At 55.0% G+C, this 15,404-nt stretch carries 14 protein-coding genes and 2 riboswitches; of the genes, 9 read left to right on the top strand and 5 right to left on the bottom strand.

Translation table 11 applies throughout. The annotated features are described in order from the left end of the window. Positions 1-23: 23 nt before the first annotated feature. The 3 genes from RAN89_RS10595 to RAN89_RS10605 all read right to left on the bottom strand — a co-directional run bounded on the left by RAN89_RS10595 (position 24) and on the right by RAN89_RS10605 (position 3,756). Positions 24-1,292 (bottom strand): D-amino acid dehydrogenase, encoded by a 1,269-nt coding sequence (locus RAN89_RS10595; RefSeq protein ID WP_313866283.1) that lies wholly within the window; start codon positions 1,290-1,292, stop codon positions 24-26. Positions 1,293-1,357: 65 nt separating this feature from the next. Next, a riboswitch (glycine riboswitch) is annotated at positions 1,358-1,465 on the bottom strand. After that, positions 1,466-1,565, bottom strand: a riboswitch (glycine riboswitch). It abuts the riboswitch before it with no gap. Positions 1,566-1,574: 9 nt separating this feature from the next. Continuing rightward, on the bottom strand, positions 1,575-2,753 hold the full coding sequence (locus RAN89_RS10600; RefSeq protein WP_313869380.1) for a M20 aminoacylase family protein: 1,179 nt from the start codon (positions 2,751-2,753) through the stop codon (positions 1,575-1,577). Positions 2,754-2,757: 4 nt separating this feature from the next. Next, positions 2,758-3,756: a tripartite tricarboxylate transporter substrate binding protein gene (locus tag RAN89_RS10605; RefSeq protein ID WP_313866284.1), complete on the bottom strand. Its 999-nt coding sequence runs from the start codon at positions 3,754-3,756 to the stop codon at positions 2,758-2,760. Between the two features lie 125 nt (positions 3,757-3,881). Between RAN89_RS10605 and RAN89_RS10610 the strand changes: the two genes are divergently transcribed. The 4 genes from RAN89_RS10610 to RAN89_RS10625 all read left to right on the top strand — a co-directional run bounded on the left by RAN89_RS10610 (position 3,882) and on the right by RAN89_RS10625 (position 7,552). Beyond that, positions 3,882-4,778 carry a LysR family transcriptional regulator gene (locus RAN89_RS10610; RefSeq protein ID WP_313866285.1) on the top strand — a complete coding sequence of 299 codons (897 nt, stop codon included), beginning with the start codon at positions 3,882-3,884 and terminating at the stop codon, positions 4,776-4,778. Between the two features lie 247 nt (positions 4,779-5,025). After that, entirely contained in the window at positions 5,026-6,063 is a 1,038-nt protein-coding gene (gene dusA, locus RAN89_RS10615) for a tRNA dihydrouridine(20/20a) synthase DusA (protein WP_428984441.1), read from the top strand. A gap of 37 nt (positions 6,064-6,100) precedes the next feature. Further along, positions 6,101-6,928 carry a thioesterase family protein gene (locus RAN89_RS10620; RefSeq protein WP_313866287.1) on the top strand — a complete coding sequence of 276 codons (828 nt, stop codon included), beginning with the start codon at positions 6,101-6,103 and terminating at the stop codon, positions 6,926-6,928. An 81-nt stretch (positions 6,929-7,009) separates the two neighbouring features. Continuing rightward, positions 7,010-7,552 (top strand): hypothetical protein, encoded by a 543-nt coding sequence (locus RAN89_RS10625; protein ID WP_313866288.1) that lies wholly within the window; start codon positions 7,010-7,012, stop codon positions 7,550-7,552. 491 nt (positions 7,553-8,043) lie between these two features. Here RAN89_RS10625 and RAN89_RS10630 read toward each other — a convergent pair whose 3' ends face one another. Next, positions 8,044-8,613: a hypothetical protein gene (locus RAN89_RS10630; protein WP_313866289.1), complete on the bottom strand. Its 570-nt coding sequence runs from the start codon at positions 8,611-8,613 to the stop codon at positions 8,044-8,046. Position 8,614: 1 nt separating this feature from the next. Beyond that, positions 8,615-8,968, bottom strand: coding sequence for a winged helix-turn-helix domain-containing protein (locus RAN89_RS10635; RefSeq protein WP_313866290.1), 354 nt, complete (start codon positions 8,966-8,968; stop codon positions 8,615-8,617). Positions 8,969-9,759: 791 nt separating this feature from the next. Between RAN89_RS10635 and RAN89_RS10640 the strand changes: the two genes are divergently transcribed. The 5 genes from RAN89_RS10640 to RAN89_RS10660 are packed head-to-tail and all read left to right on the top strand — an operon-like array spanning position 9,760 to position 15,110. Continuing rightward, positions 9,760-10,254 carry a hypothetical protein gene (locus RAN89_RS10640; RefSeq protein ID WP_313866291.1) on the top strand — a complete coding sequence of 165 codons (495 nt, stop codon included), beginning with the start codon at positions 9,760-9,762 and terminating at the stop codon, positions 10,252-10,254. A gap of 8 nt (positions 10,255-10,262) precedes the next feature. Beyond that, positions 10,263-10,766, top strand: coding sequence for a hypothetical protein (locus RAN89_RS10645; RefSeq protein WP_313866292.1), 504 nt, complete (start codon positions 10,263-10,265; stop codon positions 10,764-10,766). A gap of 15 nt (positions 10,767-10,781) precedes the next feature. Next, complete coding sequence (locus RAN89_RS10650) at positions 10,782-12,371, top strand: hypothetical protein (protein ID WP_313866293.1); 1,590 nt, start codon at positions 10,782-10,784, stop codon at positions 12,369-12,371. A 4-nt stretch (positions 12,372-12,375) separates the two neighbouring features. Continuing rightward, positions 12,376-14,394 carry a hypothetical protein gene (locus RAN89_RS10655; RefSeq protein WP_313866294.1) on the top strand — a complete coding sequence of 673 codons (2,019 nt, stop codon included), beginning with the start codon at positions 12,376-12,378 and terminating at the stop codon, positions 14,392-14,394. A 35-nt stretch (positions 14,395-14,429) separates the two neighbouring features. Next, positions 14,430-15,110 carry a hypothetical protein gene (locus tag RAN89_RS10660; protein ID WP_313866295.1) on the top strand — a complete coding sequence of 227 codons (681 nt, stop codon included), beginning with the start codon at positions 14,430-14,432 and terminating at the stop codon, positions 15,108-15,110. The last annotated feature ends 294 nt before the right edge of the window (positions 15,111-15,404 follow it).

A 15,404-nucleotide genomic window follows, 5' to 3' on the forward strand; every position in this document is an offset into this window, starting at 1 on the left:
GGTCAACGCAAGCCTACTGGAGTTTAGGCTGGAACAGAGGCCTTTGAACCAGCAATCCCATAGCGAACAGCTTGCCGAATAGAGCTCTGCACCGCTGTGCCTACCAAGTCAGCGGTGATTGCAGACAAGGTCCACCCCAAGTGGCCGTGCCCTGTGTTGTAAAAAACGTTGGGCTTCGAACCAGCGCCGACGCGCGGCATCATGTTCGGCATCATGGGTCGGAGACCTGCCCACGGAACGACCTGCCGGGTGTTTACCCCGGGGAAGCATTGGTTGACCCACTCTACGAGGGGACGGATTCTGTCTGCACGAATATCTTTGTTGTAACCGTTGAACTCAGCGGTACCGGCGACTCGGAAGCGTTCTTCACCAAGGCGACTTGTGACCAGTTTGGTCTCGTCGTCCAAAAGACTGACTACTGGTGCCGCGGCACGACTTTCAGCATCCAAGAGATTGACCGTAATGGAGTAACCCTTGACAGGGTAGATATTGACGCGGTCACCCAGCTGAGAAGCAAATTGACGACTTCCCACTCCACTACACACCACCAATGCATCGAAATAGTGGGAGCAAGTTCCCTCCGCTTCTTCAGTGATGACCGTGGCCATATTCCCGTCACTGATCAGCTGTTTCACCTCTTGACCATAAAGAGTCTTGACACCCAGACGGACACAAGCTGCAGCGAGACCTTGGGTGAATTTGTGGATGTCGCCAGTTGAGTCACTTTCAGTGAAATAGCCCCCGTAGTAACTACCTGCCAAAGTGGGCTCGATGGCCCGCATTTCACTGGGGGTAACTGCACGCCGAGAGAGGCCACCGCGAGCAAGTAATTCAGAAACTTTTCCGGCGTGTTCGAAACCTTTCTTATCGCGATAGATATGAAGGATTCCCTCTTGCTTCAAGTCGAAATCCACTCCCTCTTCTTGAGCCCAAGCGAAAAGATGCTCCCTGGCAGCGATTGCTAACTTGGTTGTCTCAATCGTGTTTGTTTTGTAGTGGGGGATATTGCTAATGAATTCGGCAAACCACGACATCTTGTGCCAGCTCGGCGCCGGATTGACCAGGAGCGGCGCATCACTTCGGAGCATCCATTTCAAGCCCTTCAAAATCGTGGACCAGTGGGTCCAGACTTCGGCGTTCGACGCCGAGAGTTGTCCACCGTTCGCGAAGGACGTCTCCATCGCGGAGTACCGATTCTTCTCAAAAAGCGTGACGGAGAAGCCCCGTTTTACCAAGGCATAGGCGGTCGTGACACCGGTGATGCCACCGCCGATAACTGCTATCGTTTTCATCATTGAACTCCAGAATGTCAGGGTTGCCCTAGGGCAGACTGGACGTACGTGCACCATGCACGACGAACACCCCCTCTGTTGGATACCTGAGAGATTCACGCCCGGCCGTTTGGCAGAGTCGTTTGCTCCTTCGGTGTGCCGGATGACAAAGCCAGCAGCTCTTCAGAGTTCAACGCTTCAAACCGGTCCTTTTGCCTGAGAGTTTCCGGGGCGGTTGCTCCTTCGGCGCAGGGTACTTCTCGCGAAGCGCCCTGTCTCTTCCGGTTCAAAGATATTAGAAACCTACGCTAGGAAACGTTCCGCCAAATGCACCCAATAGGCTGCGCCGATAGGAATGTTTCGGTCTTCGAAATCGTAATTGGGGTTGTGCACCATGCAAGCACCATGTCCACCGGTAGAGGCGTCTCCATTGCCAATGAACAAATAGCTGCCTGGAACTTTCTCCAGCATGTACGCGAAATCTTCACTGCCTGTTAATGGCTCGGTTTGCTGAACAACGTTTTCAGGCCCCACGAGATCAATAGCAACTTCACGTGCCAAAGCAGTTTCTGAAGCAGTGTTCACGAGTACCGGATAGCCTGGCAAGAACTCGACGCGAGCCGTCACACCAAAACTTTTGGCCTGAGCCTCCACCAAGTCAACGATGCGTTCTCGTAGCAGCAGTCGTACACCGCGATCCAGGGCACGAACGCTTAGTTTGAGCGTAGCCGTTTGGGGAATGACATTGTTTGCGACACCAGATTGAAATGCGCCAACCGTTACGACTGCCGTCTGAAGGGGGGGCACATTGCGGGAGACGATAGTTTGCAAGGCCATGACGATAGATGCCCCTGCGACTACTGGATCAGCACCCAAATGCGGCATAGCCCCGTGGCTTCCCTTGCCTTCGATATGCACGAGGATGTTCTCGCTCGAAGCCATGGTCGCCCCGTCCCGAAGCAATAGCTGTCCTCGCGGAAATCCAGGCATGTTGTGCATGGCAAATACGGCATCGCAGGGGAAACGCTCAAACAAGCCGTCTTCCATCATCTTGCGAGCCCCACCCAAGCTTTCCTCGGCGGGTTGAAAAATCAGGTTCAACGTTCCTTGGAAATTGCCTTTGGAGGCCAGGTACTCCGCCGCTGCCAGCAACATTGCCGTATGACCATCATGGCCACAGGCGTGCATCAGACCTTCATGGCAACTGGCATGGGGCAATCCCGTGGCTTCCTGGATGGGCAGTGCATCCATATCTGCCCGAAGCCCGAGTCGACGTGTACCGTTCCCCTTGCGCAGCTGTCCCACCACGCCCGTACCACCCAAGCCCAGAGTGACTTCGTAACCCCAATCTCGCAACCGTTGCGCGACGATGTCGCTGGTGCGGAACTCCTGGAAGCCGATTTCAGGATGCTGGTGCAAGTCTCTGCGCAGCGCGGTGAATGTTTCCGCGCTGGACTGCAGCGCGTCCAAGACCGACGACATGGGTTTACTGCGGCTCGAGATTGATGGACTTGGCAATCGCACGGAACTGTGCAGTGCCATCAGCGTAGGCCTTTGCCACTGCGTTTAACTCCAAAGGTGGTGGTGTCAATAGGCTGTTGGTGTCGAGGGCAGCGTCAATAGTTGGTTCCTTCAGCGTCTCTGTAATGGCCTTGTGAATCGCAACCACCACAGGTTCTGGGGTGTCCTTCTTCACGAAGTAACCAGTCCAAATGTTGAAGGTGAAGTTCTTGAGCGATTTGCTTTCAGAAATGGCCGGGAAGTCCTTGACGCCATCCAAGCGTGTGGGGTTGAGCATGGCCAGCACTTTGACCTTGCCGGTTTTGTGCAGCTCGAGGTATTTCTTTCCGTAGGGAGCGAGGAAGATGTCTACCTGCTTGGCCATCAGGTCTTGCTCTGCAGGCGCTGCTCCCTTGTAGGGCACGTGGATCATGGGAATGCCGGTAACCTTGGAAAGGTGCTCCCCCAGCAGGTGGTAGAAGGAGCCGGGTCCTGCGCTGGCATAGGTCACAGGCTTACCCTGCGCGGCCGCCTTGCGCGCATATTCAACAAACTCATCCACGTTATTGACTGGCAAGTCGGATCGGGCCAAAAAGCCAATCTGCGCCGTGGCAATCATTTGTACAAGGCGGAAATCCTCACTTTTGAACTTGATGGCTGAAATCGCCAATGGCGCAAGAATCAGCTCATTCGGTGAACCTTGAAAGATCAAGTGTCCATCGCTGGGGGAATTCAAGACCTTTTGTGCTGCGATGGAGCCGCTGGCGCCGCCAAGGTTGTCCACGATCACCGGTTGGCCCAAGTGCTTGCTCAGCGAATTGTTCACCGTGCGAGCGATCACGTCAGACAGACCACCCGCTGGGTACGGTACCAGCAGGGTGACCGGCTTCGATGGGAAAGTCTGAGCACTTGCGGAAGCAGCAAGGACAAAACCGGTGATCAGGGTTGCGCACCGGCGCAGTGCTTTTGAGATGGATAGAGACATATTGGACTCCAAGGGGTTAATCGATCGGCAATGGAGTCATCGTAGGTCCGGGGAAAAAATGTGTCCAATGTATTATTTTTGTACTTATCATTCATTTTTCTCATGGTGATTGAGCCCCACACCCCATGAATATCAAGCATCTGGAACACCTCTTAGCCTTGGCAGATTCGGGATCGTTCAGTCGCGCGGCTGAGAAGCTATTCATCACCCAATCGGCCTTGAGTCGAAGCATTCAGACGCTCGAGGACGACTTGGGGGGCAAGTTGCTCGACCGTGTTGGAAAACGAAACGAACTCACTCCTTTGGGTTTGGACGTGGTTTCCAGGGCCAGGCATATTGTTCGTGATGCAGCGGAACTCCGTGACAGTGCAAAACTGCTTCAGGGCGTAGGCAAAAGAACACTCCGCATCGGCCTGGGTTCTGGTCCCGCCGCTTTGCTGCTGGAGCCACTGCTTCTGGATACGGCCAAACAACCCGGAATGCGCCTGACGGTGACGCATGGGTCCGTGGAGTTGCAGATCCTGGGTTTGCGCTCGCGGGACATTGATGCGATGGTGGTGGACATGCGGCGAGTGGTACCGGCGTCGGACCTCAACATCGAAGCCCTACCTGAAATGAAAGCAGGATTCGTGGTTCGACGGGGGCATCCTTTGGCGGGCTTGAAGAACTTGGAGCTTTCGACCCTTTTGGAGTATCCAATTGCGTCCACCCCATTGTCCGATGAAGTCGCTCGACAGCTGATCAGTCAGTATGGTCACTTTGCAAACCCCGCAGAGATGGTGTCCATCAGGAGTGACGACATCAAGAGCTTGGTTCGAACGGTAGAACAAACAGATGCTGTTTTTCTGGGTGTGATTGCCGCTGCCCAGAATGGAATAGATGAAGGCCGCTTGATTGAACTTCGATTGAAGAAGCCACTGGCTGCAAGAGCACGTTTCGCTTGCGTGACGCTCGCAGGTAGAACTGAGGCTCCTGCAATGACTTACTTCAGAACATTCGTACAAGAGCATTTGAAAAGCTAACAGACGCTCCCGTTAGCATTTCAGCTGAAAGCAATGTTGCTTGCGAAACTTGCTTTGTGTCGATCAAGGTCTCAGGTCAAGGGAGGTTTTCCCTTTGCTTTTTATGCGAATCTGAGCGGTATGTCCAAAAGTACCGTCTTTTCGAGCGCGTGAGACAATCGTTCCCATGGCAGTGCTACATGAAGTTTTTGTAGCACTCAATGTAGCACTGCTAACAAAAAATGTGTGGAAAAGTGAGCGAATCAGCGTGAATCAAGCAGCCCCTAAAACAGTAGGCTCCACTCGAGAAAACCCGAATCAGAGTGTGTGGCGATTGTCAGTAGCGCCGATGATGGATTGGACGGACCGCCACTGCCGCTATTTCCACCGCCTGTTGAGCCGCCATGTGCTGCTGTACACCGAGATGGTGACCACCGGTGCGCTCGTCCATGGGGATGTGCCGCGCCATTTGCGCTTCAACGCCGAAGAACACCCCGTAGCCTTGCAACTGGGCGGGAGCGAGCCTGCCGATCTGGCGCGTGCCGCCAAGTTGGGCCAAGAGTGGGGTTATGACGAGATCAACATCAACTGCGGCTGCCCGTCCGAGCGGGTGCAGCGCGGCGCATTTGGCGCCTGCCTCATGAACGAAGCGCCGCTGGTGGCGGACTGCGTGAAGGCCATGGTGGACGCGGTAGATGTGCCAGTCACCGTGAAGCACCGCATAGGGATTGACAAGGAAGAAAGCTACGGCTTCGTCCGCGACTTTGTGGGCACCGTGGCCGATGCCGGTTGCAACGTGTTCATTGCCCACGCGCGCAACGCGTGGCTCAAGGGCCTGAGCCCCAAAGAGAACCGCGAAATCCCGCCCCTGCGCTACGAGCTGGTGTACCAGCTCAAAAAAGACTTTCCGCACCTCACGATTGCCATCAACGGTGGCATTACCCAAACAGCTGAAGTGGCGGGCCACTTGGAGCACGTGGACGGCGTGATGCTGGGGCGCGAGGCCTATCACAATCCCTGGTGGTTGGCCGAATGGGACAGCGCGTTTTACGGCGCCCCCGAGCGGGAAATCACCCGCGAAATGGTGGAAGCGCAGATGGTGGACTACATGGAGCGTGAGGCTGCGCAACACGGTACCCACTGGTACAGCATTGCGCGCCACATGCTGGGTTTGCGCCACGGTTTGCCCGGTGCCCGGCGCTGGCGGCAGGTCTGGACCGATCACCGCCTCAAGCACCTGAGTGCCCGCGAGGTGATGGCCATGGCCCACGATTCCGAGTCAAATCGGGCTCTGGCGCCCGTCTGATATGTGCGAGCAGCTATTAAAAGAGGAGCAATATTGCATGTCAGACACACAGCACCACACCGCCCCTGCCGGTGCTACCGCCGCCTTCACGGCCTTGGGCGGCAACTTTTTCCGCGCCTCTGAACTCACCCGTGGCCCCTGGCACCCGCAGCAGCAACACGCCGGCCCGCCGATCGCGCTGGTCAGCCATGCGCTGGAGGCTGCAGCACAAGCCCATGGGTTGCAACACTTGGCCCGACTCACGGCCAACCTGCTGCGCCCAGTGCCTATTGCAGACATGGAAGTGCGCGTGCAAGAAGACTATGTGGGCCGCAACGCAGGTCATTTTTCGGCGGTGGCACTGGCCGATGGCAAGGAGCTGATTCGCGCCACCGCTCTGTTTCAGCGTGAAGATGACGTGGGCTTGCCCGATGGCCTGCCCGGGCACCCCTTGCCCCAGGCACCTAAGACGCCGGATGCCTCACCCGTGCAGCGCTTTCCCTTTGCACACCACGAGTTGGGCTACCCCGATCTGGTGGAGACGCGCATCGCCCAAGGGCGCATGTTTGCCGGCCCCAGTGCGGTGTGGTTCCGCATGAGCCACCCGCTGGTGCAAGGGCAGCTGCCCAGCCCGTACCAACGCGTGGCGGTGGCGGCCGACTCGGGCAACGGCATCAGCGCGATTCTGGATTTGTCCACACACGTGTTTGTGAACTCCGACCTCACCATCAACCTGCTGCGCAAGCCGGTCGGCGAGTGGGTGTGCCTGGATGCCCGCACCCATTTGTCCAGCCACGGCGGGGGGCTCGCCGAGTCGTCGCTGTATGACGAGCAGGGTTTGATCGGGCGGGCAACGCAGAGTTTGTTTGTCCGCAAGCGGCCGTAGGCGGCGAGGGGCCACAGTCAGAAGCTAGACTGTGCTGCATCCACGGCGGGCATGGCCTGCTTTTGCCGAACCCCATTCATCATGAAACACCTTCACCCGCTTCTTGCCTTTTTCGCAGCCGCTGTGTGCTTGCACGCCGAAGCACAGACGACCAGCCCACCCAGAGAATCCATTTCTGTAGCCAATGCGGCCGTGTTCAAGGCCTGTGCCACAGCACCCACGGGGCAGGGCGTGTGCCCGCTCGACGCGGTCTTCGGGATCTTCAAGTTGGCCCCCAACGACAATGTGTTGGACTTCAAGGTAACCAACACCGTGCCTCTGGTGGTCAACCAAAACTACGGCTGGGTCGCGCGGATCAACCAGCAGTCGGGCAAGGTCCGCGTACTCGAACGCATGACCCTGCCCCAAGCCCCCAAGACCTGGGGCACCAGCGGCCACGCATTCGGCACCTCGGCAGACCGCAAGACCATGTCCATGGACCTGATGCTGAACGTCTACAACGGCACCGTCTCCAAGTCCTGGGATGTAGTGCACGGGGACCCCGCCGGGCGCTATCACATCACGGTTTTCATCGACAACTCCGCGCCGCTGCAGTTTGAGTTTGATGTCGTTGATCCGCGGTGACTCATTGTCCGCAGTTGTCGGGGGGGCTGGCACACGTTGAGATTCACAATCGACCCAAAGCGGTCCTCTGCACACCTGTAATACCTTCGCAAAAGCAGACATCCGATTTGTTACGAACGTGGCGCACCTGCCTAGATCGCCTGTGTAACTTTTTATAGTTTTGTGACAGACAGCAATGTTCAAGTCTAGACTACAGCACTCACTTTCACTTTGATGAACTGCAGCTCACCAACACGCTGGCGATTCAACTCAAAAACCTTCAATTCAAAAGCAAATCGATTAACCTAGAACCAGGACGTCCACTTTTGATTGGTACGTCTGTAGGGGGCAGGTCATAAGAAAAAAACTTTTAGGCTGAAATGAGCGCGTGCAAGCTAGCTTGCAAAACACTCAGGCGAACGCGCAGTAAAGAAGATTTGCGCCCGCAGATTGCGGGCGATTTGATCAGGCTAAGCTTGCAAGGCAAGCATGCGAAGCTTGTAGTGAGAGCCCTAGCCCGCGAACTTGGGGCGAAACAACTTGGCTACAGTTGCAGCTATCCACAGCACGAGAAGAGTGCCAAGTACATCACCCAAAAACATCTGCGCCATTGCGGGCAGAGGTGTGTCCATATGCCCTGCCGCCCAGTAAAAGGCGTTGGTTGGGATTGAATTACAAAGCGCTCCCAGCAGAGTGAACTTAATGAGATGCATTGGCTTGAGACCGCGTAGGTCCACTGGCAGTTTCAGCCATCTCACACCAATCATCACAGCAAACAAAGGCGCAAAACCAGAGATCAGCGACACAGGTATTGCCTCGTACCAAACTACAGTCCAACTACCTTGCGTTGTGTAGATGATGAGCAGCGTACCCAAGGCCATGCCTATAGCCGCAGGTAACCCCAACACTAGCGCGAACAACATTCGCACTGCTGCGGGAAGATAGATGAGACTAAGGTGGGGCGCAATGCTGACTGATGAAAAAAACCAACCGTTGAACAAATACGTGCCGTAGTAGACAAGAGTGGCTACTGCTACGTAAGTAATAAAAAGTCCATCGTACTTGTCCGTTTTTTCGCCCACGTTAGGTTCCTTTTGTTGCTGCTATCAAAGCGTTATTTAGCTGCGCAAAGTACTCCGTTGCCAACGCAGTGGCAGACACGTACTTGACGCGGTTATCACTTTCATCAACGGTCAACGTAATGAGGCCTTTCTTGCGCAACGTCTTTAGGCGGCGATGAACAGTTGCTGGTGATGTTTCAGCATCCAACTTCATCGCCTCCAATACGGTCACTTGTTTGCCTGCCACCCAAGCTGTATCAAGTTGATGCAAAAGGCGCTCTTCAGTAGCGTCAATCACTGGAAACGTTGGCATTTCACGCAACGCTTGCACAAGATTGAGGAACTTCAGGTAGACACTGTTTTTAACTGGCGACATAGTCATTTATCCAGTTTATGCCAGCTTACCCAACCTTATCCAAAAGCGGCTAATACTCGAATATATCACTTAAGTTGTTTTTAACATATTTAATATTTCCAACTATTTTTTAAGACTGGCAGAGCGCAACACATACCACGTTCCATCTCGCCTTCAAATATTTTGCGCGGACGCTTGCGACTTTGCAGCGTTCCAACTTTTGTCTCAGGACGCAGCAAGTTCAGACGCAGAACCTTTTAAGTATCAACACGCTCACGCGCAAACAACTACGTGTAATAGGCATCGCCAAACTAGCGGGGTGGAGAGGGGGGGGGGGGACTTCGCTAGCACTGGTACCAACTCTTCCCTAGGGATGCTCAACTTTGTATCCGCCATTGTCCGGTTAGTTGACGAACTTCACTTCCTTCAGCCTGGTAAGGCTAGGCTGGAGCAGGTCAAGAGAAGTCTGGTTGGATTAGCAACAAGAGCTTGAACCCGCGGCCACATCGAAGCGCCAACACTCATCGAAAGATCAATAATCCCATTGACAATTGTTTGCAATTTGCGAATAATTATATTCGTTGAATTAATTTTTTTGTTAGAAGCGTTGAAATGGCACTTCGAAAATCAGCTGCCGTCTATTGAAGCTGAGTAGAGGAGCGCTCGAACAACTACTTTCCGATCCCGCCAACTTGTAGGCGTTCGTTGGCAAAGGTCAAGACTAAATCAGCGTTCTTTGCATTGAGTTCTTGTTTTTAACAAACAAGCTTCCCATTGACTTCGCCCGCTGACCCTACTGGATAACACGACACATGATCAAAACATCCACCCGAATAGCGGCTTTTCTTACGATCTCGGCTCTGTCGAGTTGTGCGCAGAATCAACTGCCCTTGCCGTCTGCATCGCCTCCAGCCCCCCCTCTAGCATCAACCCTGAGCAATACGCCTGACCTTTCGCCGTATACGCGCTTTGAGGCCTTCTCGCAGTCATCCGATGCCACCGGCGTTACCGAGGTGCGCGGCAATTTGAAGTTCTTCCCAAGCGGTGGTTACTTTGAGTTGACCGATACATCGAACGCCGAACTTGGCGTCCTCAATGTCCAACCCGATACCTGCCATGGTGATCCAAGCCCGAGCTGTGAACGCAGCTTCGTGATCAATGGCCGTATCAAGACAGTGCTTGGGATCCTCAATTGCCTCATCCCTGTGCGAAACGACACCACCCTGGGATACGCCCAACAAGCGCTTTCCGGTGTCTGCCGTACCCAATACGGCCGCAGCCTGACCGTCAACCTGCAAAGCAAGTGAGTTTCGCTATGACACGTTCCCTCAGTCTGAAATCCATTGCCGCCGGTTTGGCCTGCAGCAGCATTCTCATGGCCTGCTCCATCGCCTCAGACCCCATTGAAGGCGCGGGTAAAGCCCTTGGCGCAAAGAACTTTTCCGAAGCGTACTCCCTCGCTCAAACAGCGACGCAAAAGGCGGAAAAAGATTATCGGGGCTACTTCCTGTTGTCCCAAGCAGCAGCACAGCTGGGCAAGAAGAATGAAGGCTTGGTCGCGCTTGAGAAAGCCATAGATGCAGGCCTGAAGGATGACCAAGAAATCGCGTCCAACGCCAATCTCGCGCCTCTGCGTGATATGTCGGCCTACACCACCCTAATGAAGACCAAGTTCCCAGACCGTAACGCAGAGCCCACCGTGGGCAGCGTGCTCGAACCGGCTGCACCCGCTGAAGCTCAGTCCGGTGTGTCCATCACCGAAGAGAACGGCAAACAAGTGGTCCGCGCTGGTGGCGTCGTGATCAGTGTCGACAAATAACAGCGAGGCGTACCCATGAAATCCACTTTTAAAGCTGCACTCACAACCATTGCCTGCGCTTGCGCGATGGTATCTGCCCTGGCACAGACAACCGTCATCGGTGAGGGTCGCACACCTATAGGCGCCGGTGACCCCAGCTCCATCCGTAACCTCGCAAAGCAAGAGGCCATGCGCGATGCTGTGGTGAAGGCTATCAAAGACGCTACGGCCCTCAACGCCGCTGATCCGCAGTTCGCTCCGATCATCAATGAGATCGCCAAGCAGCTGCGTGATGTGAAGGTGCGTGAAGAAGTGCGCGAAGGCAATGACTTCGTGACTCGCGTAGAGGCATATGTGGATCGCGCCCAGATCAAGAACGCCATCCGCGGCACTGAGCTGGACAAGCTCAATGACCGCAACTTTAAGATGTTGCTGCTTGTGGACGAGTATGTAACAACTACCCGCGACCTGAAGATTCCATTGCGTGAAATCACCGAATACATGCATGACGCCGGCAGTCAGTTTCGCGACAAATCTTTCAAAGCAGACTCCGCAACAGCAGCCAAGTCAGCCTCCCTTGCTGCCACTTCCAATACCAGTGCGGCTGCGAGCAGAAGCGCCAGTTCCAGCGGAAGCTATGCCGGAGCAGTGTCCGCAACGGGCCAGCGTGGTTCTGTTGATGCCGCTGAATCTGCCAAGTACGCCAATCAGGCCTCCGGTTCCTCCAACTTCAAAAACAACGAGAGCCTAGCGGCAACATCTTCCAGCCAGTCAGCTAAGGCATCGGTTGACCGCAAGGATGTGGATCAGCGTAGCTACGACAAAGAGTCTTATCGCAAGCTCATTGAGTACCAGGACAACAGCAAGCCTACATCTGTCTCCCTATTTCTCAACGAGTTCAACAGCTTCGTTCGAGCATATGACCTGAACGTGTTGGACTCGGCGACATCCCGCAGCAAGTTCTTCGGTGACAAGAAGATCTCCATGTCAACGCTGGAAAACGGCGCTGAGATGGCGAAGTTCAATGAGTTCGCCCGTAAAAGCAACTCAGACTTTCTGGTGGTTGGTAGCTCAACGGTGATAACGGGTGATGTGAACCCATCCACCGGACGTATGGGCTGCATCGTTACAGCGTCCCTGCGAGCTTTCTCGACCTCTACCTCCGAAATCATCGGGGGTGCAACTGAAGGCGCGGAGGCTGAGGGTGCCAACGCCGAAGCCTGCGCAGCCATTGCTTCCAAGAAGGTAGCGCAACTCCTAGCGCCGAAATTCGCTGGCCAAGCCCTCGGCTATTGGGCGGATCGGTCGGTGCGCGGCCGTCAATACACCGTTGAGTTTCGCGCTGGTAGCTCTCCCCTGCCCATGCGTTTGGCCTTTATGAAGGCTCTGCGTGACATTCCCGGCGTCAAGTCGGTGGACAAAAAAGAGGACGAGAACGGCCTTGTGAAAGCGACTTTGACTCTGACAGGCAAAGGCGACGCCACGGAAGAAATCTACACCGCAGTGTCTGCACAACCGGCCTTTTCCGGAAAGAGCTTGGATGCGACATCTTCAGGCGACTTGATCAGCCTGTGTCTCGATACCTGCGCAGCTCCAGCCGCTAAGTCAGCTCCAAAGAAGAAGTAAGCCCATGAAAACCGTCCACCGACTCAGCCTTCTCGCGTCCGCTGCCCTGATGACGTATGCACAGCAAGCGTATTCAGCGGAGCCAGCTCGTATTTTGCCGGTGGCGGCAGTCATTGAGGACTTGCGCAACACCAGCACCCTCGACCCTGAATACAAGGCGCTGGTGACGGCGGGGCTGTCACAGAAAACCGGTCCCTCGTTTGCTTCAGGCTTGAAGGCTTCTTTTGGTGCAAGGGCCGTTTCCGGGGCTAACAACCAAACGGCTGGCAATACCTTCTCGGCCACCATGCATGTGACCCGTGCGCGGAGTTACGAGGTTATCAAAGGCAACGGCAACTCCGATTTGATCGCTTCCGTCACTGCTGGGCTGTACTTTACGAACATCCGTACTGGCGAGATCTTGATGACCGTTTCGCGGTCGGCAGTCAGTCAGGCTGTGGTCCCGACCGGCTCTGACCTTTCAGCGGAAAAGCGCAAGCTCTTCACGGCTGCTGTCGATAGCCTGGTCAAGACCCTAGCCACCGATGGCCCTGCTCAGTTCAATCCGGTCGTTGTGGAGGCCACGGTATCTGACCGTGTGAGCGAGTATCTGGTTCTGGATGGGGGCTATGCCCAAGGTGTGCAGCTCAACGACCGATTTGAAGGTGCTGGCGACCAACTGGTGGATATCGTGTATGCCGGTGAAAAGTACGCCATCGCAAAGTCACTTTTCCCATCCAACATCAGCGTTGGTACTGCATTTCAGAAGTTCATGGCGCACCCCGCCAGTGGCAAAGATCGTCCCAGCGTAGCGGTTGTGCTCGACGGCGCTCCCTCTGGCGTCAGTGAGGAATACCTTTCCCGTGTGTTCGCTGAGGTTCTAGGCGACGCCGCGCCCGTGACTCTGATCCAGAGTGACACCAATTACACCCAAATGATGTCCACCATCCGTAGCCAAGAAGGAGTGGAAATCAGTTCCTTGGAAACGGCCAATCGGCCTGCACCTCGCTATGTGGTCCGCTTGAATGTGCGTGAGCCTATCGCATGGGAAGCCGATACCAACCTGCCCTATGTGAAGCAGCGCGGCTACGAAACGCTTGTGTTCGCGGATCTCATTGACAACACCGGACGGGTTGTCTTCAGCGCAAGCGGGAAAGACAAGATCGTTGACAAGGTGGTCAACGGTGTGGGCGTGGCACCGGCTGAGCGCCGTGATGTGAATATCAAGAACGCCATTCACGATCTCGCCAAACAGTTCTCCAAGATCAGCGAACTCAAGCGCGAGCGCACGATCGTCAGCGGCTCGACGGATGCAGGACTAGCGATCAACAGCGAAGGCAAGGTTTTTGCCAACAGTCAGCAGGGCTACATCCTGCGACCCATGACCTTGAAGGTGGGTAGTGCGGCGGCATCCGTACTCGTCCCAATTGCTGAAGCCTCTGTGAGCGAATTCGCCGGCAAGGCTGCCACCCCCCTCGCCTTGGGCCTCCCGATCACTGAAGGGTCGTTCAAGGCCACCAGCGACACTGTTTTCGAAGTCTCGCGCATCGGCACCCAACCGAAGTCGCACAAGAGCTTTTCTATGTGTGGACCCGTCGAACACTTTGGGGCTGTTGCCACCCCGAATCTGATGGCTCTCTCCAGCTTGGCAATGAGCACCGCCATGCCTGGTGCGTTCTATGTGCCGAACATCCGCACCCTGACAGACAAGACCCTTACACGGGCCAGCGGGTTTGACCCGTTCATGACACGGCCTGTAACCCAAGCCGACTTTTGTATTCAGCCAGTCGATCGCGTACTTCTCGCAGATGAGGTCTGCAAAGACCAGTGTGAGCGCCCGATCACGGCAACCTATACGCTTCGCCTGAAACAAGGCGAAAGCGTCCTTTCTCGCACCGCCTTTGAAGGCAAATTCACGAGCACGGGCTTTTACAAAAGTACCAGCTCGGAAAACCTCAAGGGTGTTTTCGAGGCCGATGTGGTGGATGAAGCAAAACAGCTTCTCGACAAAGCAGCCCAAAAGCTGACTCTGCCACTTCAATAACTTTCCGCAACTCTCTCACTCTTCAAAGGTACTCCATGAAAGCTTCCCGTCGCAACCTGATCGCTGCATTGGCTATTACATCCGGCTCCCTCGTCACCACATCCGCTTACGCGCAATTCGGCGCTTTGCTGGGTATGGGTTCCAAGCCAAGCGGCGGCGCTGCCAGTGCTGACCCTGAAGCTTTCCTGAAGTCCGCACAAGCTGCTGAGAAGCTGATGAAGAACTCAGCAGCGTTGCTGGCGCAGGGCCTGACTTCTAAAGAGAAAGCAGCCGAACTGGAAGCGGGTCGTAAAGCTGCTAACGCCGCGACCGATCCTGCTGAAAAGAACGCGCTGAGTCAGGATGTTTCAAAGAAGGAAGCATCCGCTCTCAATGAGGCGATGAACAATGCAAACATTGGCGAAGCTGTCAAAAATTTGAACGCAGACCAGAAAGCTCTAGTAGCAGCTGCATCCTTCAACTTCATGCTGGCCTTGTTGCAGGACAAAGCCCTTGTTGAGCAAGCGACAGGTCTGATTTCCAGTATGTCGGGCAACCCCATGAATCTGTCCAAGTTGGGCGGCATCAAGGATGCAGCGGCCAGTTTGAAGCAACAAATCGCTGAGGCCAGCGTATTTGCCGACAAGATGCCAAAAATCTTCGCTGCAGTCGGCGTTACCGCCCCGATTACTAAAGATGACAAGCCCAAGGAAATGAAACAAGTTGTTGGCGACTAAGCGTCTCCCCAGACCCACCGAATTAGGCCTTTATTCGGTGGGGTCTTGATGTAATGCCCCTCTCTCAAACGTCATCGAATTGAGTCGACATTTAATATGCGTCTCCGGCTGCATGAACTAACGATGTGATTGCAGGGTCAACATCAAAGTAAATCAAATCGATATTCAGTTCAAGAGTGATTAGCTACATCGCCAACGAAATGGCGATGTAGTTCGGTGAAACGAGCCGGAGTTATGCGTACTAGTTTTGTGTGAATCAACCTTGTACCTGTGGGTCACCATTGACTCCAACGA

This window comes from Rhodoferax mekongensis, assembly GCF_032191775.1.
Taxonomy (GTDB): Bacteria; Pseudomonadota; Gammaproteobacteria; order Burkholderiales; family Burkholderiaceae_C; genus Allorhodoferax; species Allorhodoferax mekongensis.